General features: G+C 63.1%; 14 protein-coding genes and 2 pseudogenes. 6 read left to right on the plus strand and 10 right to left on the minus strand.

The window, feature by feature from the left end:
* Positions 1–256 precede the first annotated feature (256 nt).
* From NKJ78_RS30310 to NKJ78_RS30335, 6 genes are all read right to left on the minus strand, one after another.
* On the minus strand, positions 257–1,096 hold the full coding sequence (locus NKJ78_RS30310; RefSeq protein WP_023739637.1) for an alkaline phosphatase family protein: 840 nt from the start codon (positions 1,094–1,096) through the stop codon (positions 257–259).
* A 64-nt stretch (positions 1,097–1,160) separates the two neighbouring features.
* Positions 1,161–2,813, minus strand: coding sequence for an ABC transporter ATP-binding protein (locus tag NKJ78_RS30315; RefSeq protein WP_352461203.1), 1,653 nt, complete (start codon positions 2,811–2,813; stop codon positions 1,161–1,163).
* On the minus strand, positions 2,813–3,640 hold the full coding sequence (locus tag NKJ78_RS30320) for an ABC transporter permease (protein WP_023703637.1): 828 nt from the start codon (positions 3,638–3,640) through the stop codon (positions 2,813–2,815). The genes NKJ78_RS30315 and NKJ78_RS30320 overlap by 1 nt, the downstream gene beginning before the upstream one ends.
* Before the next feature lie 9 nt (positions 3,641–3,649).
* Entirely contained in the window at positions 3,650–4,609 is a 960-nt protein-coding gene (locus NKJ78_RS30325) for an ABC transporter permease (RefSeq protein WP_023739639.1), read from the minus strand.
* Between the two features lie 16 nt (positions 4,610–4,625).
* Positions 4,626–6,212 carry an ABC transporter substrate-binding protein gene (locus NKJ78_RS30330; protein ID WP_023671387.1) on the minus strand — a complete coding sequence of 529 codons (1,587 nt, stop codon included), beginning with the start codon at positions 6,210–6,212 and terminating at the stop codon, positions 4,626–4,628.
* Positions 6,213–6,366: 154 nt separating this feature from the next.
* Positions 6,367–8,352, minus strand: coding sequence for a CocE/NonD family hydrolase (locus tag NKJ78_RS30335; RefSeq protein WP_352461201.1), 1,986 nt, complete (start codon positions 8,350–8,352; stop codon positions 6,367–6,369).
* Positions 8,353–8,531: 179 nt separating this feature from the next.
* On the opposite strand from NKJ78_RS30335, the pseudogene NKJ78_RS30340 reads away from it, so the two are divergent.
* Together NKJ78_RS30340 and NKJ78_RS30345 are read left to right on the plus strand one after the other, a co-directional pair.
* Positions 8,532–8,786: pseudogene (locus NKJ78_RS30340) on the plus strand (BrnT family toxin).
* Positions 8,773–9,084 (plus strand): BrnA antitoxin family protein, encoded by a 312-nt coding sequence (locus NKJ78_RS30345; RefSeq protein WP_352461200.1) that lies wholly within the window; start codon positions 8,773–8,775, stop codon positions 9,082–9,084. The pseudogene NKJ78_RS30340 and the gene NKJ78_RS30345 overlap by 14 nt, the downstream one beginning before the upstream one ends.
* A gap of 10 nt (positions 9,085–9,094) precedes the next feature.
* On the opposite strand, the gene NKJ78_RS30350 is transcribed toward NKJ78_RS30345, so the two are convergent.
* The 4 genes from NKJ78_RS30350 to puuE are packed head-to-tail and all read right to left on the minus strand — an operon-like array spanning position 9,095 to position 12,497.
* On the minus strand, positions 9,095–9,688 hold the full coding sequence (locus NKJ78_RS30350; RefSeq protein ID WP_352461199.1) for a nucleoside deaminase: 594 nt from the start codon (positions 9,686–9,688) through the stop codon (positions 9,095–9,097).
* Positions 9,689–9,691: 3 nt separating this feature from the next.
* Entirely contained in the window at positions 9,692–10,192 is a 501-nt protein-coding gene (locus tag NKJ78_RS30355) for an ureidoglycolate lyase (RefSeq protein ID WP_352461198.1), read from the minus strand.
* Positions 10,189–11,046, minus strand: a complete 858-nt coding sequence (locus NKJ78_RS30360) for a bifunctional allantoicase/(S)-ureidoglycine aminohydrolase (protein ID WP_502901628.1) — start codon at positions 11,044–11,046, stop codon at positions 10,189–10,191. Before NKJ78_RS30360 ends, NKJ78_RS30355 begins: the two co-directional genes overlap by 4 nt.
* Positions 11,047–11,078: 32 nt before the next feature.
* Positions 11,079–12,497, minus strand: a complete 1,419-nt coding sequence (gene puuE, locus NKJ78_RS30365) for an allantoinase PuuE (protein WP_352461196.1) — start codon at positions 12,495–12,497, stop codon at positions 11,079–11,081.
* 184 nt (positions 12,498–12,681) lie between these two features.
* Here puuE and uraH point away from each other — a divergent pair, with 184 nt between their 5' ends.
* The 4 genes and pseudogenes from uraH to NKJ78_RS30385 all read left to right on the plus strand — a co-directional run.
* Positions 12,682–13,056 carry a hydroxyisourate hydrolase gene (gene uraH, locus NKJ78_RS30370; RefSeq protein WP_023694734.1) on the plus strand — a complete coding sequence of 125 codons (375 nt, stop codon included), beginning with the start codon at positions 12,682–12,684 and terminating at the stop codon, positions 13,054–13,056.
* Positions 13,057–13,059: 3 nt separating this feature from the next.
* Entirely contained in the window at positions 13,060–14,541 is a 1,482-nt protein-coding gene (gene xdhA / locus NKJ78_RS30375; protein WP_352461195.1) for a xanthine dehydrogenase small subunit, read from the plus strand.
* Positions 14,541–16,907 carry a xanthine dehydrogenase molybdopterin binding subunit gene (gene xdhB, locus NKJ78_RS30380; RefSeq protein WP_352461194.1) on the plus strand — a complete coding sequence of 789 codons (2,367 nt, stop codon included), beginning with the start codon at positions 14,541–14,543 and terminating at the stop codon, positions 16,905–16,907. The genes xdhA and xdhB overlap by 1 nt, the downstream gene beginning before the upstream one ends.
* Before the next feature lie 74 nt (positions 16,908–16,981).
* Positions 16,982–17,188, plus strand: a pseudogene (locus NKJ78_RS30385) (XdhC family protein); the annotation flags it as partial.
* Positions 17,189–17,393: the final 205 nt, after the last annotated feature.

The raw sequence follows: 17,393 nt of genomic DNA on the forward strand, positions 1-17,393 counted from the left end.
AACCATCGCCGGTCCTCCGGCGGACAAGAAAACTGTCACCCATGCTATCGGTCCATTCTGTTACCTATCTATCCGGTTCGGACACGTCTCCCTTCTCCCCGTCACTATACGGGGAGAAGGTGCCGGCAGGCGGATGAGGGGCGGCGCCGGCGTTGGGGTATTTATTTTGATGTTAGCGCTGCCCCTCACCCTTACCCTCTCCCCGTATAGTGACGGGGAGAGGGGGTAGCGAACGGCGGCTCAGCGACGACCTCCGTCACCCCAAAAACGGCTTAGCCTTCATGGTCTCCGGCACCGGCACACCCAGCCGCTTCAGCACCGTCGGCGCCAGTTGCAGCTGATCAAGCAGCGTGTCCGGATCCGGCCCTTTGCCGGCTCCGAAATAATACAGCGCGAAATCCTGCATTTCATCGTCGCGGCCGCCATGATGGCCGCGGTCTGTCTGGCCGTGGTCGGCGGTTACGATCACCTCGTAACCGGCTTGCCGCCAGCCCGGCAGGAAGGCTGCCAGCATGCCGTCCATCCCATAGCAGGCATGGTCCATTTGGTGGCAGTCATGGCCGAAGCGATGGCCCATCGAATCGAGCGTGCAGGTGTGCAGGATCCCGTAGTCGATATCATGGCGCCGGGTCAGCATGGTCAGCGTCGCAAACAGGTCGACATCGCTCGGCGTCATCTGGTTGCGGGCATTATAGCCGGTCATGGTGTGGAAGCGGCCATGCGCGATCGGTCCGTTGGGCTCGTCATACTCCATGTCCTCGACCAGATCGAACGGATAGGAACGGAAGAATTCGGACCAGTAGGAATGCGTCACTGCGCCGGTCTTGCCGCCGGCCTTGCTGACCTCGGAGAAAATATCCGGCTTGTTGACGAGAAAACGGTTCTCGTTGGACAGGATGCCGTGCTCCTGCGGCGAAACCCCGGTGTGGATCGAGGCATAGCAGCAGGCCGAGGTCGACGGCAGCACCGAGCGCATCTTCCACACCTGCGCCTCGCCCGACTGCACCCAGCCCTCGAGATTGCCCATCAGCCGGCGCCAGTTCCGGTAGGGCACGCCATCGAGAATGATGAGCAGCAGTTTGGTCTTGAGCGCCATGGGCGGCTCCGGAAAGCTTTTGCCGTTGAAAGAAGTTTTCGCGACAAAGGCCGCGAATTCCCTACTAATTCCCCGCGCTCGCCATGCGCCGTCCCTTGATCGCCTTTTCCAGCCAGCCGATCTCCATCTCGGGAACGGACGACAGCAGCAGGTCGGTATAGGCGTCGAAGGGCGGCGTCAGCACCTTGCTCTTGGCGCCATAGCGCACCACCTCGCCGCGATACATCACCGCGATCGAATCGGCGATCGACTTCACCGTCGCGAGATCGTGGGTGATGAAGAGGTAGGCGACCTTCTCGTGCTGCTGCAGGTTGAGCAGCAGCTTGAGAATGCCGTTGGCCACCAGCGGGTCGAGCGCCGATGTCACCTCGTCGCAGATGATCAGCTTGGGCTTGGCGGCGAGCGAGCGGGCGATACAGACGCGCTGTTTCTGGCCGCCGGAGAGTTCGGCCGGATAACGATCGAGAAAGCCCTTGCCCATCTCGATCTCGTCGAGCAGTTCGGCGACGCGCTTGTCGCGCTCGCGACCGCGTATGCCGAAGTAGAATTCCAGCGGCCGGCCGATGATGGTGCCGACGGTCTGGCGCGGGTTCATCGCCACGTCGGCCATCTGGTAGATCATCTGCAATTGCCGCAGATCCTCCTTCGGCCGGTCGGCAAGCCTGTTGGCGAGCGGCCTGCCGTCGAAGGTGACGGTGCCTTCTTCCGGCGGCAACAGCCCGGTGATGGCGCGCGCCAGCGTCGACTTGCCGGAGCCGGATTCACCGACGACGGCCAGCGTCTGTCCCGGATAGATGTCGACCGAGACGTTCTTCAGCACCTTGACGTGGCTGCCGCCGTAAGCGGCGGTGACGTTCTTGACCGACAGGAACGGCGCGGCGCCGGGCTTCTGCTCGGCATGCTCGATCTCATGCACCGAGACCAGCGCATTGGTGTATTCCTGGCGCGGCTCCTTGATGATCTGGCGAGTGCCGCCCCATTCGACCAGCCTGCCATGGCGCAGCACCATGATCTCGTCCGAGACCTGGGCGACGACGGCAAGATCGTGGGTAATGTAGAGCGCCGCGACATGGGTGTCGCGGATGGCGTCCTTGATCGCCGCCAGCACGTCGATCTGCGTCGTCACGTCGAGCGCCGTGGTCGGCTCGTCAAAGACGATCAGGTCGGGTTCCGAACACAGCGCCATCGCCGTCATCACGCGCTGCAACTGGCCGCCGGAGACCTGGTGCGGGAACCGTTCGCCGATGATTTCGGGGTTTGGCAGGCTGAGCTTCTTGAACAACGCCACGGCACGTTTCTCGGCCTCGGCGCGTGTCGCCGTGCCGTGCAGCAGCGTTGCTTCCACCACCTGGTCCATCAGCTTGTGCGCCGGGTTGAAGGCGGCGGCCGCCGACTGCGCGACATAGCAGACCTCGCGGCCGCGCAATTTGCGGAAACCTTCCTTGCCGCCCTTGAGAATATCGCGGCCGTTGAGCAGCACCTCTCCGCCGGTGATGCGCACGCCGCCACGGCCATAGCCCATCGACGACAGGCCGATGGTCGACTTGCCGGCGCCGGACTCGCCGATCAGGCCGAGCACCTTGCCCTTTTCCAGCGTCAGCGAGACATCGTGGACCAAAACGATGTTCTTCGGCGCCTCGCCGGGCGGAAACACTGTCGCTTCGATGCGCAGATTGCGGATATCGAGCAGCAGGCCGGGCTTTGCTGTGTCAGCCATCACCCGCGTCCTCCCTTCAGGCTTGTCGTGCGGTTGAGCACCCAGTCGGCGACCAGATTGACCGAAATCGCCAGTGCTGCGATCGCCGCGGCGGGGATGAGTGCCGCCCCGATACCGAAGACGATGCCGTCCTTGTTTTCCTTGACCATGCCGCCCCAGTCGGCATCCGGCGGTTGCACGCCAAGGCCGAGAAAGGAGAGCGTCGACAAGAACAGCACCGCGTAGATGAAGCGCAGACCAAGTTCCGAAACCAGCGGCGACAGCGCGTTGGGCAGGATCTCGCGGAAGATGATCCAGCCGCTGCCTTCGCCCCGCAGCTTGGCGGCCTCGACATAATCCATGACGTTGATGTCGACGGCCACCGCGCGCGACAGCCGGTAGACGCGGGTCGAGTCGAGGACGCCCATCACCAGGATCAGCGTCACCAGGTTGGTCGGCAGCACCGAAAGCACGACGAGCGCCATGATCAGGGTCGGGATCGACATCAGCAGATCAACAAGGCGCGACAGCAGCGTGTCGAACCAGCCGCCGAACACCGCCGCCGAAAAGCCGAGGATGGCGCCGAGCGAGAATGACAGCGCGGTTGCCAGCACCGCAATGAACAGCGTGATGCGAGCGCCGTAGATCATGCGCGACAGAAGATCACGGCCGAGATTGTCGGTGCCCAGCCAATGCGCTGCGGACATCGGTTCCCAAGGAACGTCGCTGACAATCTCGGCATTGCCGTGTGGTGCGATCCATGGCGCGAAGACAGCCGCCACGACGAACATCGTCGTCAGTACGATGCCAATCAGCGCGGGAATGGGGATGCGTTTGATATCGAGCATGCCCGCCGCCTATTTCGGATGTCTGAGGCGCGGATTGGCGACAATCGCCCCGATGTCCGCGATGATGTTGAGAGTGATGTAGACAGCGGCAAAGATCAGGCCGACGGCCTGCACCACCGGCACGTCGCGCTTGGTGACGTGGTCGACCAGATATTGCCCCATGCCGGGATAGACGAAGATCACCTCGACCACGACGACGCCGACGATGAGGTAGGCGAGGTTGAGCATGACGACATTGATGATCGGCGCGATGGCGTTGGGGAAAGCATGCTTGCGGATGACGTTGAAGGCCGACAGGCCTTTCAGTTCAGCCGTCTCGACATAGGCCGACTGCATGACGTTGAGGATGGCCGCGCGGGTCATGCGCATCATATGCGCCAGCACAACCAGCGTCAGCGCGGCGGCCGGCAACGCGATCGCCTGCATACGCTCGCCGAACGGCATGCCGTCATAGACCGTGGAAATGGCCGGGAACCATTGATACTTCACGGCAAAGAAGTAGACGAGCACATAGCCGATGAAGAATTCCGGGAAGGAGGTCGAGGCGAGCGCCAGGCCGGAGATCAGCTTGTCGACCCAACCGTTGCGGTAACGCACGGCGATCAGGCCGAGGATGATCGCCAGCGGCACGGCCACGACCGCCGCCCAGAAGGCGAGAAACAGCGTGTTCCACAGCCGCCCCTTGATCGAGGTCGCGATATCCTGGCCGCTCGACATCGCCGTGCCGAGGTCGCCGGTGAGTGCACCGCCGAGCCAATGGAAATACCTGACGTAAGCCGGCTGATTGAGGCCGAGCTGCTCGCGCAAATTGGCGAGCGATTCCGGCGTCGCCGACTGTCCGAGAATGGCTTGCGCGACGTCGCCGGGCAGGATCTGGGTGCCGGCGAAGATCAGGACCGAAACGGCCAGCAAGAGGACGATGCCCAGCGCAACGCGCTGGGCCACAAGTTTCACGACGGGTGAGGACATATCCGCAAAGCCGGGCTCAGGCTTCGAGCCAGCACTTCGCCAGCGCGTAGCCGTTCATCAGCTCCTGATGCGGATCGTCTACCCAGCCGCCGACCTTGGCGCCTGTCGCATCGATGAACTGATTGAACATCGGCAGGATCAGGCCGCCCTCGTCGCGCACCAGCACGGCCATGTCGTGGTACATCTGCTTGCGCTTGGTCTCGTCGAGTTCGGCGCGTGCGGCTAGCACCAGCTTGTCGAAGTCCGGACGCTTGAAACGGGTGTCGTTCCAGTCGGCGGTCGACAGATAGGCGGTCGAGTACATCTGGTCCTGGGTCGAGCGGCCGCCCCAATAGGAGGCGCAGAAGGGCTGCTTGTTCCAGACCTCGTTCCAGTACCCGTCGCCGGGCTCGCGCTTGAGCTCGATCTTGATGCCGGCCTTGGCCGCGCTCTGCTGGAAGAGCTGCGAGGCGTCGACCGCGCCCGGGAAGGCGACGTCGGAGGTGCGCAGCAGCACGGTGCCGTCATGGCCCGACTTCTTGTAGTGGAACTTGGCCTTGTCGGGATCATATTTGCGCTGCTCGATCTCGGAAAACAGCGGATAGGACGAATTGATCGGGAAGTCGTTGCCGAGCGAGCCGTAGCCGCGCAGCACCTTGTTCAGCATCTCCTCACGGTCGATCGCGAGCTTCAGCGCCATGCGCAGGTCGCTGTTGTCGAAGGGCGCGGTGTTGCAATGCATGATGAAGACATAGTGGCCGGGGCCGGCATGGTTGCGGATGGTGACGCCCGGTACGCGCTTGATCAGGTCGACGATCTTCGGCTCGACGCGGTTGATCATGTTGACCTGGCCGCCCTGCAGGGCCGCCGTGCGCGCGGTCGCGTCGTTGATGACGATGATCTCGATCTGGTCGGCATGGCCCATCTTGTCGGCCTGCCAGTAATTGGCGAAGCGCTCGCCGCCATGGCGCACGCCGGGCTCGTTGGTGGTGACCTTGTAGGGTCCTGCCGAGATGCCGGCATCCGCCTTGTCCTTGCCGCCGTTGGGCTGGACGATGAGGTGGTAGTCGCTGAGGAGATAGGGAAGGTCGGCGTTGGCCTCCTTCAGCGTCAGGACGACTTCCTTGCCACTGGCTTTGATGCTGTCGATGCCCTTCATGTAGCCCAGCGCGCCGGACTTCGACTTTTCATCGGAATGGCGCTCGAGCGTTGCCGCCACATCCTCAGCGGTCACCGTCTTGCCGTTGTGGAATTCGACGCCGTCGCGGATTTTCAGCGTCCACACCTTGGCGTCGTCCGACGAGCCGATCTCTTCGGCGATGCGGTTCTCGAGCTTGCCTTCCGGGGACAGCTCGACGATCAGTTCGCCCCACATCTTGCCAAAAGCGAACGGCACTTGCGTCATGAACAAAGCCGGGTCCAGGCTGTTCGTGGATTCGCCGCCGACGAGGCCGGCCTTCAGCGTGCCGCCCTTGACCGGGCCTTCCGCGCGAGCCGCACTGGAAAGCAGCATATTGGCGAAGGGCGCTGTGACGCCGAGTGCTGCGGCGCGGCCGAGGAAATCACGACGGCTCAGCTTGCCGGACGCAACGCGCCGGCTCAGATATTCGAGTTCGTTGGACATTTGAGTTCCTCACTCTGTTGGTTCGACCTTATGGTCGTTTTTTGCTTGTTGTTACCAAAGGGATATTGACCGGAAGGCAAAGCGGTAAGCAAGACGGAATGCGACATGCCGTGGCGTAAATCGTGCGTCGCAACTGGACCAGTCGGGTGGACGCTCAGAGCAGGTCGCGCGGGATCGTCTCTTCGAAATCGCGTTCGAAAACCAGCGTTTCGCCCTCATAGGCTTCGATTCTGGCGCTGACGATGAAGTTTTGCGCATCGCAGCGCATTTCAGCCGACGTCTCGGTGCGCACCGACCATCCGTTTCGCGACAAGGTCTGCGTCCAGTGCGTGCGGCCCGAGGCAGACAGCGGGTCGTCGGGGTGGATCGTCCAGCTCTCGCGGGCAATGCTGCCATTGGCCAGTCCATGCGCGAGATCGCGCACTTCTCCGAAATCATCCGTGATCGACAGCGTGACGATGCCGGTCTTCTCATCGCGATCGACGTGACGCTCGGAATTCGCTGCACGAACTGTCTCGGTTGCCCAGGGTGTTGCGCCTTCGGGAGACTGGAACGAGGTCTCGTCGCTTTTTGCGAGCGGGCGCAGCGGCAGCCTCAGCGTCGCCGCTGAAAGGTCGAGCCGCACCGGTTCCGGCGACGGCCAGATCATCGGCCAGTAAGCGTTGGAAACAGCGATGCGCAGGCGGTGTCCGGCCGGCACGCGGTAGGCGCACTGGTCGAGAATAACGCGCGCCGAAACCGTTTCGCCCGGCACCAGCGCTTGCGGCTGTTCGTGCGAAGAACGATGCGTCAGGTTGAGCACGCCGTAGGAGATCAGTTCCGAGGCGCCGTCGGGGTGCACGTCGCACAGTCGAACCGCGATGTTCGCCTGCGGGCGATCGGACGACACCCGGATGAGAAGCTCCGGCGCGCCGACGATGTCGAGTGTCTCGGCAAGCACAGGCTGATCGAAGCAGACGGACAGCGCATCGTCCGGGCGCTGGTCGCCCGGCAGTTCCGGGCCAAAGGTGAAGGGAAAATATTCCCCGCCGGCGAGCCCGCAGCTTTGCGGGGTCGCCACGATCGCCGGCCTGACGCCGTCAGCAATGAGTTCGATCGCCCCGACCATGATGTTGGGAGACGGCCATTCCTGTTCGGCCACCCAACGGCCCGGCCGCTCCGGGTGCCAGCGCGCCGGCCGCACACTGTCCATGACATAGGCGCGGTAGTCCGGGTCGGCCTCGACGCCGGTGTCGACGCCCTTCAACCAGCTGTCCCACCAGCGCAACGCCTCCTGCAGGAAGCCGATGGCGGGTTTGGGTTCGGCATAATGCGGGTATTTGTGGATCCATGGCCCGACAATGCCCTTCACCGGCGCCTGGATGTTGGTGACCAGATGCGAAATCGTGTTGCGGTAGCCGTCATGCCAGCCGCCGATCGACAGCACGGCGGCTTTGACCGCGGAGAAATCCTCGCAGATCGAACCGCGTTTCCAATAGGCGTCGCGATGCTGATGGCTGAGCCAGAGCGGCAGAAGGAAAGACTGGTTCTCCAGCCGCGTCAGCCAGAGGTCGCGCCAGCGATTGTCGCCCGCAATCAGCGGATCCGGCGGTCGCGACGAATAGGACAACATGGTCGAGGCCCAGCCGAAATTTTCCGTCAAAAGGCAGCCGCCCTTGTAGTGGATATCGTCGGCGTAGCGGTCGACGGTCGAGCACAGGCTGATCACCGCCTTCAGCGCCGGCGGCTGCTTGGCCGCCACCTGCAGGCAGTTGAAGCCACCCCAGGAAATGCCCATCATGCCGACACTGCCGTTGCACCAGGGCTGTGCTGCCGCCCAGGCAATCACATCGCAGGCGTCCTGCAATTCCTGCTCGGAATATTCGTCGTCCATCAGACCTTCGGAATCGCCATTGCCGCGCATGTCGACGCGGATCGAGGCGTAGCCGTGGCCGGCAAAATAGGGATGCGTCAGCTGATCGCGAAAGATGGTGCCGTCGCGCTTGCGGTAGGGCAGGTGCTCGAGGATCGCCGGCACCGGATCGCTGCTGGCGTCCTCCGGCATCCAAACCCGCGCCGACAGCCGGCAACCATCCGGCATGACGATGCCCATATCGGGGAATTCGACGACCTTGCGGGGAAATTCGGTGATGGTTTTCATGCGATGCTCCAGGATGTCAGTGACGCATGGAGCGGGCATGTCATGAAGTCAAACGGGCGACGGCCGGTGTCGCCGCGACGACGCCACGATATGTAGCCCGATTGTTTTGCCCTGATGTTGCAGGATTATAATTAATGTATTACATTTATTAACTGAACCCAACGTGATGAGGATTTCGCCTGAAAATCGTTTGGGATGAGCCAAGCGCGTGACGAACCTGGACAGCCGGGGTCTCGATTTTGCCGAACTCGATATTGAGTTTTTTTGCGACTTCAACCGTCCTTCCAGCCAAGGCCGACCGGTTCAAGGCAATTGGCGAATTCGGAGAGATCATCCTGGCCGTGATTTTCAAGCCGCTTGGTTCGGAGTCGATTTCGGTGATCTCGATGCGCCGTGCCAGCCGAAAGGAAAGGTCAATATATGAACAATCCTAAATCGCGTTTTCGACCGCTTACCGATGCGGAGGAAGTGGAAATTCAAAGACAAATTGTTGATGATCCCGACGATGCGGAGACGACAGACGAACAGTTGGCGCAAGCCAGGCCTTTCGCGGAAGTGTTTCCAGAACTTTTCGAGAGCATAAGGCGTGCTCGTGGCCGGCCAGCCGTGGAGAAGCCTAAGCAAGTCGTGTCCATCCGTCTGGATCAGGATGTCATCAGTAAATTCAAGGCGACCGGCAAGGGCTGGCAGGCCAGGATCAACGAGGTGCTGAAAAACGCGAAGGTAGGCTAGGCAATCCGCGTCAGTTCAGCGGAATGTCGTTTTCGGACTTGCGCGCCTGATAAGCGCCGGACAGTTCGTCGTAGCGGGTGGAAATATTGCCGATCCTTGCCTCAAGCCGGCCGCGCTCGGCCTCGGGCAGCGCCCGCACCAGCCTGCGAATGGAAAAACTCTTCCAATAAGTGTTCTCGGCATTGTAGCCGCCGGGATCAAGAGTGAAGACCTCTTTCAGGATTTTCAGATCGTGCGGGATCGCAAAGCTGTCGCGTGAATCCTCGTGGCTGAAGAGGTAGTAGAAATTGTCGAAGCCGGTCCAGGTGATCGCCGACAGGCAGAGCGAGCAGGGCTCATGCGTGGCGATGAAGATGGCGTCCTTGGTGTCGACGCGCTCGGCTTTCGGCATTTCATAGAAACGCTTCAGGCAGTGCACCTCGCCATGCCAGAGCGGATTTTCCATCTCGTTGTTGGTTTCGGCCAGCACCAGCGAGCGGTCGCCCTTCCGCAGGATGGCGGCGCCGAACAGCTTGTTCCCATGGGCCACGCCCTCTGCCGTTTTCGGCACGATGTCGTGCTCGATGACATCGAGCAGGCGGTCGATCAGCGATATGTCGGTCATTTCTCAGGTCTCGTTGGGGAGATGGATTTCGTAGGGGTGCGAGAAATGGAACTCTTCGAGGTTGGAGCCGTCACCGCCGCGGTCGACGATGACGAAATCCTGCGCTTCGCCGAGCGGCGTCAGCACGCCGTGCCAGAGATTGCGCGGATAGTTGACGCCTTGCCCGGGTGCGGTGATGAAGGCGTGCGGCTCGCGCGGACCGTCCTTGCCGTCATGGCAGACGACGACCAGGAAAGGCCGCGGCGACAGCGGGATGAACGCCTGGCTGCCCAAGGGATGGCGCTCGACCATGGTCAGCTTCAGCGGCAGGTCGTAAGGCGTGCCGCGCGCCATCGAGATCAGCACGCGGGCATTCGGTCCCGCGGCTTCAGCGGTGGCGAGATTGTGGTAGCGCTCGGTCTTGCCGCCATTGATCGGGTAGTGATTGCCGCCGCCCATGTCGATGACATCGCCGAAGCCGGCAAAGCTTTCGCGGGTCAGCGGCCGCGCTGTGATGCGGGTCACCGCGCGCGACCGCCAATGCCCGCCCCGCCGAGCTTGGCGTGCCGGTTGACGTCCTTGTAAAGGAGATAGCGGAATTTGCCTGGGCCGCCCGCGTAGCAGGCCTGCGGGCAGAAGGCGCGCAGCCACATGAAGTCGCCGGCCTCGACCTCGACCCAGTCCTGGTTGAGGCGGTAGACCGCCTTGCCTTCCAAGACATAGAGCCCGTGCTCCATGACATGCGTCTCGGCAAATGGGATGACGGCGCCAGGCTCGAGCGTAACGATGGTGACATGCATGTCGTGGCGCATGTCGGCCGGATCGACGAAACGGGTCGTCGCCCAGCGGCCCCCGGTGCCGGGCATCGGCGTCGGCGCCACTTGCTGGTCACTGCTGAACAGGGCTTCCGGCGCGTCGATGCCGTCGACGGGCTCATAGGCCTTCCTGATCCAGTGGAAGCGTACGGCGTCGCGACCTTCGTTGCGCACCGTCCAGCCGCTGTCCGGCGGCAGGAAGGCAAAACCGCCGGCTTGCAGCACGTGCTTCTTGCCGGCCAGCGAAACGGTCAACTCGCCCTCAACCACGAACAGCACGCCCTCGGCGCCGGCGTCCGGCTCGGGCCGGTCGCTGCCGCCGCCGGGCAGGACCTCGACGATGTACTGCGAAAATGTCTCGGCGAAACCCGACAGCGGCCTGGCGATGATCCAGGCCCTGGTCTCGTCCCAGAACGGCAGTGGGCTGGTGACGATGTCCTGCATCACTCCCTTCGGTATGACGGCATAGGCCTCGGTGAAGACGGCGCGGCCGGTCAAAAGCTCATTTTGGCCGGGATGGCCGCCATGCGGTGCATAATAGGTTTTCTGGTCAGTCTTGATCATATCCATTGGGTCCTGACCCCTCAGTCATTTCATTAGAGCGGGAGCATGTCTTTCAGGCGGAGCAGCGCGATGCGCTCGACCTGTTTGCAGGCGGTATCGAGTTCTACGCCACGGCTGTTGCCGATGCGCGCCTCGAACTCGGCGAGGATCTCCTCCTTGGTCTTGCCCCGCACCGCGATGATGAAGGGAAAGCCGAAGGTGGTGACGTAAGCGGCGTTGAGCTTGGAAAACAGCTCGCGCTCCTTGTCGGTCAGCGCGTCGAGGCCGGCGGAGGCCTGCTCGCGTGTGGATTCCGCAGTGAGGCGTCTCGCTTCGGCCAGTTTGCCAGCGAGATCGGGATGGGCGTTGAGGACGCCGATCCGCTCGGTTTCGCTGGCGGCGCGGAAGACGCGGCAGAGCGCATTGTGCAGGCCGCCGGCGCTGTCATGCGCCGGCCCAAGCTCGAGTTCATAGGCACGTTCGGCGATCCAGGGCGAATGTTCGAACACGCCGCCGAAAGTGTCGACGAAGGTCTCGAACGCCATCTTCGACGGCTTGAGCGCCGCCGGCTGGTAGGGGTGGTTCTCCTGCCAGTGCCTGGCGATATCGATGCGCCGTGCCAGCCAGACCTTGTCGTGCGATCTGACATAGTCGACGAAGCGCTTCAGCGCCGCCACCCGACCAGGACGTCCGACGAGGCGGCAATGCAGGCCGATATTCATCATCCGCGGCCGGCCCGCTTTGCCCTCGGCATAGAGCGTGTCGAAACTGTCCTTCAAATAGGAGAAGAACTGGTCGCCGGAATTGAATCCCTGCGGCGTGGCGAAACGCATGTCGTTGGCATCGAGCGTGTAGGGGATGACGAGTTGCGCGCCGCCGCTGTGCTCGAACCAGTAGGGCAGTTCGTCGTCATAAGTGTCCGACACATAGTCGAAGCCGCCCTCTTCGGCCACCAACCGCACCGTATTGACCGAGGTGCGGCCGGTGTACCAGCCGGTCGGCCGTTGGCCCGTCACCTCGTAGTGCAGCTTGATCGCCGCTTCGAGGTCGCGGCGCTCGTCCTCGGCGCTGTGGTCGCGGTAGTCGATCCATTTCAGGCCGTGCGAGGCCATTTCCCAGCCGGCCTCCTGCATCGCCGCCACCTGGTCGGGCGACCGGGCTAATGCTGAGGCGACCCCGTAGCAGGTCACCGGCACTTGCGCCTCGCTGAACAGGCGCAGCAGCCGCCAGAAGCCTGCCCGCGCGCCATATTCGTAGATCGATTCCATGTTCCAGTGGCGCTGGCCGACCCAGGGCGCGGCGCCGACGATTTCCGACAGGAAGGCTTCCGAGGCCTTGTCGCCGTGCAGCACGCAGTTCTCGCCGCCTTCCTCGTAGTTGACGACGAATTGGACGGCCACATGCGCACCGCCCGGCCATTTCGGATCCGGCGGATTGGCTCCGTAGCCGCGCATGTCTCTAGAGTAACGCATTGCCCCTCCCCGCCGGACGCTGCCGGAAGTTATGATCAGGATAGTCGAAAGGGTTGCTCGCGCATTCCCCCGAAATTTTTGAAAGTGTTTTTGTGCCACTCCGCTCGACCGGGACTTATGCATCGCCTTTAATTGGCGCACAATTCACTGCTTTGTTCGGCTGTATCGGAAATGGGAGGCGCCAGTGGCAGAAACGTCGAAAGCCGATGGCGGACGTCTGACGACGCATGTGCTCGACACCGCGACCGGCAAGCCGGCGGCGGGCCTGTCGATCGCGCTTTATCATCTTGAGAGCGACGCGCGGATACATTTGAAGACCGTCGTCACAAATGCCGACGGCCGCTGCGATGCGCCGCTGCTGGCAGGAGCGGAATTCCGCCTCGGCGAATACGAACTGGTGTTCGCCGCCGGTGACTATCTACGCGGCCAGGGCACCAAACTGCCGGAACCGGCCTTCCTCGACAGTGTGCCGATCCGCTTCGGCATGGCGGAATCCGTGCATTATCACGTGCCGTTGCTTATCTCTCCTTATGGCTACTCGACCTACAGGGGGAGCTGACGCATGGCCAAGATCACCATACGCAACGAGATCCGCTTCATCCTCAATGGCAGGGATGTCGCGCTGTCGTCGGTGGCGCCCGACGCGACCTTGCTCGACTGGTTGCGGCTCGACCGCTCGCTGCGCGGCACCAAGGAAGGCTGCGCCGAGGGCGATTGCGGCGCCTGCACGGTGCTGGTCGGAAAATTGTCCGCCGGCAAGCTGGTTTATGAAAGCGTCAATGCCTGCATCCGCTTCCTGGGCTCGCTCGACGGCACCCATGTCGTCACCGTCGAGCATCTGCGCGGCGCGCCTGGCCAATTGCATCCGGTGCAGCAGGCGATGGTCGATTTCCACGCTTCGCAATGCGGCTTCTGCACGCCGGGCTTCGTCATGTCGCTCTACGGCCTGTGGATGAAGTCGCCGGACCCGTCGAATGCCGCGATCGAAAAGGCCTTGCAAGGCAATCTTTGCCGCTGCACCGGCTATGAGGCAATCATGCGCGCCGCGCGTGCCATCTCCAGCTACGGCAAGGCGGCGAAGGATCCGCTGGCGGCCGAGCGCAAGGCGATCACCGCCAGGCTCGAGGCTATGCATGACGGTGCCCGCGTCGAAATCGGCGCCGGCAAGCAGCGGCTGGTTGTGCCGGCTGACGTCGACGATTTCGCCGCTGTACTGGACAAGGAGCCCGGCGCCACTGTTGTCGCCGGCTCGACCGACGTCGGCCTGTGGGTCACCAAGCACATGCGCGACATCTCACCGGTAGTCTTCATCGGCAATCTCGAGGGGCTGTGCGCGATCTCCGAAGACAATGACGTCATCACCATCGGCGCCGGCGTCACCTACACCGACGCCTTCGCGACACTGGCCAAGCGCATCCCCGCGCTCGGGCCATTGTTCGACCGCATCGGCGGCGAACAGGTACGAAACATGGGCACCATCGGCGGCAACATCGCCAATGGCTCGCCGATCGGCGACACGCCGCCGCCCCTGATCGCGCTTGGTGCGCAACTGACGCTGCGCCGCGGCAAGAAGCGGCGCACCATCGCGCTCGAGGATTTCTTCATCGCCTATGGCAAGCAGGACCGGCAGCCAGGCGAATTCGTCGAGGCCGTGCACGTTCCCGTGCCGGCCAAGGGCACGAAGTTTGCCGTCTACAAGATCACCAAGCGCCGCGACGAGGACATCACCGCAGCCCTTGGCGCCTTTTTCCTCGACTTGGCCAAGGACGGAACCGTGGCCGATATATGCATCGCCTATGGCGGCATGGCGGCCACCCCGAAGCGGGCTTTCGGTGTCGAAAAAGCGCTGCTCGGCAAGCCGTGGACGGAGACGACGGTGGAAGCGGCCATGGCTGAATATGCCGGCGATTTCACCCCGCTGACCGATATGCGGGCATCGGCCGAATACCGGGCGCTGGCGGCCAGGAACCTGCTGCTGCGCTTTTTTGCCGAAACCAGCGGCAGCAAGGCGCCGTTCCAGGTGTCGCGCAACGAGGCGGCCTGATGAACAAGCACGCCTCTCCAGATCTCAAGGCGCAGAAGATTTCCGGTGGCGTCGCCGCCGACCAGCGCCACGATTCCGCGCACAAGCATGTCAGCGGCAGCGCGGTCTATATCGACGATATGCCGGAACCGGCGGGCATGCTGCATGGCTGCCTCGGCCTGTCCACGGCGACGCATGCGACGATCAGCAAAATGGATCTGTCGGCGGTGCGCGCGGCGCCGGGCGTCGTCGATGTGCTGACGGCCAAGGACGTTCCGGGCGAAAATGACATTTCGCCGACCGGCCGCCACGACGAGCCGGTGCTGGCCGACGACAAGGTGCAGTTTTATGGTCAGCCGATCTTCTGCGTTATTGCCAAGACGCGCGAACAGGCGCGCCGCGCCACCCGGCTGGCCAAGGTCGAATACAGTCCATTGCCTTTCGTCACCGACATTGGCGACCTCGACCCCCGCAAGGACAAGCTGGTCACGCCGCCGCTCACGCTGAAGCGTGGCGATGCCGCTGCCGCGATCAAGGCGGCGCCGCGCCGGCTGAAGGGCAAGATGCGCATCGGCGGCCAGGAGCATTTCTATCTCGAAGGCCATATCGCCGTGGCCATCCCCGGCGAAGACCAGGACGTCACCATCTATTCCTCGACCCAGCATCCGAGCGAAGTCCAGCATATGGTCAGCCATGCGCTGGGCGTGCCGAGCAACGCCATCACAGTGGAAATCCGCCGCATGGGTGGCGGCTTCGGCGGGAAGGAGACGCAAGGCAACCAGTTTGCGGCATTGGCTGCGATCGCCGCCAAGAAACACCATCGCGCGGTAAAAATCCGGCCCGACCGCGACGACGACATGATCGCCACCGGCAAGCGCCATGATTTCCTTGTCGAATACGACGTTGGCTTCGACGACGACGGCAACATTTTAGGCGTCGATTTCATGTTTGCGGCGCGTTGCGGCTTTTCCTCGGACCTGTCCGGACCGGTCACCGACCGCGCGCTGTTCCATTGCGACAACACCTATTTCTGGCCGGCGGTGCATGCGCAATCGGCGCCGCTTTACACCAACACCGTGTCGAACACGGCGTTTCGCGGCTTCGGCGGCCCGCAGGGCATGGTCGGCGCCGAACGGGTCATCGACGAGGTTGCCTTTGCCGTCGGCAAGGACCCGCTCGAAATCCGCAAGCAGAATTTTTATGGCACCAGTGGTGATAAAGACGGGGGCCGCAACGTCACCCCTTATCACCAGACGGTCGAGGACAACATCATCCACCGCATCGTCGCCGAGCTGGAGGCGAGCGCCGACTATGCGGGGCGCCGCCGCATCATCCAGGCCTTCAACGCCAACAGCCGCTTCATCAAGCGCGGCCTGGCGCTGACGCCGGTCAAATTCGGCATCTCTTTCACAGCCACCCACTACAACCAGGCCGGCGCGCTGGTGCATGTCTACACCGATGGTTCGGTGCATCTGAATCACGGCGGCACCGAGATGGGGCAAGGCCTCTACGTCAAGGTGGCGCAGGTGGTGGCGGAAGAGTTCCAGATCGACCTCGACCAGGTCAAGATCACCGCGACGACCACCGGCAAGGTGCCGAACACTTCGGCCACCGCGGCGTCGTCCGGCACCGACCTCAACGGCATGGCGGCGCAGAACGGCGCCCGCCAGATCAAGGAACGGCTGACCGACTTCGCCGCCGAAAAATACCAGGTGCCGCGCGAGCAGGTGCTTTTCCTGCCCAACCGGGTGCGCATCGGCAATCAGGAGATCGCCTTCACCGACCTCGTCAAGCAGGCCTATATGGCCCGCATCCAACTGTCGGCGGCGGGTTTTTACAAGACGCCGAAAATCCACTGGAACCGTGACAAGGGCGAGGGCCGTCCGTTCTATTATTTCGCCTATGGCGCCTCGTGCTCGGAAGTCTCGGTCGACACGTTGACCGGCGAATATGTCGTCGAGCGCACCGACATATTGCATGACACCGGCCGCTCGCTGAACCGCGCCATCGATCTCGGCCAGATCGAGGGCGGCTTCATCCAGGGTATGGGCTGGCTGACGACGGAGGAACTGTGGTGGGACGACAAGGGCCGGCTGCGCACGCACGCGCCGTCGACCTATAAGATCCCGCTCGCGTCCGACCGGCCGAAGATATTCAACGTCACGCTGGCCGACTGGCCGGAGGCCAACGAGCCGACGGTGCACCGTTCCAAGGCGGTCGGCGAACCGCCCTTCCCGCTCGGCATGTCTGTGCTGCATGCGCTGTCGGACGCGGTGGCAAGTGTGGCCGATCATAAGGTCTGTCCGCGTCTCGACGCTCCTGCAACACCAGAACGGGTGCTGATGGCGATCGAACGGCTGAAGGGTGAAGCCAAGAATAGCGCCTGACTCTGACCTGGATTCTGGCAAAACGTGCAATTCAGACTGAAAAACCCTATATTTCCCGTACGGGAATGCGAAATATGAAGTCGAAAGTGCAAAGCCTCAGAGCTTTTCTCGCCAGCGCCGACCGGTTTGCCTTGGTCGAAGTGGCCAGTACCAAGGGCTCGACCCCCCGCGAGAAGGGCGCCTTCATGCTCGTCTCGCAGGCGGCGACTTTTGGCACGATCGGCGGCGGTCAGCTCGAGTACATCGCGATCGACAAGGCGAGGCAGATGGTGGGGTCTTCACCCTCCCCCTTGTGGGGAGGGTCGGGGGGGGGGGGGCGGCGCGGGGGGGGGGGGGGGGTGGGGGGGGGCGCCCCCCCCCCGCGGGCGGGGGGGGCGGGCGGCCCCCCCCCCCCCCCCCGGGGGGGGGGGCCCGCGGACGATCGTGCCAAGCCACCCCGTTTCGCTGACGCCGCCACACGGCGTCCGCTCACCGACCCTCCCCACA

The organism is Mesorhizobium sp. M0037 (assembly GCF_040323635.1).
In the GTDB taxonomy this organism is placed as follows: Bacteria; Pseudomonadota; Alphaproteobacteria; order Rhizobiales; family Rhizobiaceae; genus Mesorhizobium.

What these genes read in the sequence shown, in the direction of transcription:
- NKJ78_RS30330 (WP_023671387.1), bottom strand. Translation starts at nt 6,212, where the DNA reads ATGTCCAACGAACTCGAATATCTGAGCCGGCGCGTTGCGTCCGGCAAG.
- xdhA (WP_352461195.1), top strand. Translation starts at nt 13,060, where the DNA reads ATGGCCAAGATCACCATACGCAACGAGATCCGCTTCATCCTCAATGGC.
- puuE (WP_352461196.1), bottom strand. Translation starts at nt 12,497, where the DNA reads ATGCGTTACTCTAGAGACATGCGCGGCTACGGAGCCAATCCGCCGGAT.
- NKJ78_RS30335 (WP_352461201.1), bottom strand. Translation starts at nt 8,352, where the DNA reads ATGAAAACCATCACCGAATTTCCCCGCAAGGTCGTCGAATTCCCCGAT.
- NKJ78_RS30345 (WP_352461200.1), top strand. Translation starts at nt 8,773, where the DNA reads ATGAACAATCCTAAATCGCGTTTTCGACCGCTTACCGATGCGGAGGAA.
- NKJ78_RS30320 (WP_023703637.1), bottom strand. Translation starts at nt 3,640, where the DNA reads ATGCTCGATATCAAACGCATCCCCATTCCCGCGCTGATTGGCATCGTA.
- NKJ78_RS30360 (WP_502901628.1), bottom strand. Translation starts at nt 11,046, where the DNA reads ATGATCAAGACTGACCAGAAAACCTATTATGCACCGCATGGCGGCCAT.
- xdhB (WP_352461194.1), top strand. Translation starts at nt 14,541, where the DNA reads ATGAACAAGCACGCCTCTCCAGATCTCAAGGCGCAGAAGATTTCCGGT.
- NKJ78_RS30325 (WP_023739639.1), bottom strand. Translation starts at nt 4,609, where the DNA reads ATGTCCTCACCCGTCGTGAAACTTGTGGCCCAGCGCGTTGCGCTGGGC.
- NKJ78_RS30310 (WP_023739637.1), bottom strand. Translation starts at nt 1,096, where the DNA reads ATGGCGCTCAAGACCAAACTGCTGCTCATCATTCTCGATGGCGTGCCC.
- NKJ78_RS30315 (WP_352461203.1), bottom strand. Translation starts at nt 2,813, where the DNA reads ATGGCTGACACAGCAAAGCCCGGCCTGCTGCTCGATATCCGCAATCTG.
- NKJ78_RS30350 (WP_352461199.1), bottom strand. Translation starts at nt 9,688, where the DNA reads ATGACCGACATATCGCTGATCGACCGCCTGCTCGATGTCATCGAGCAC.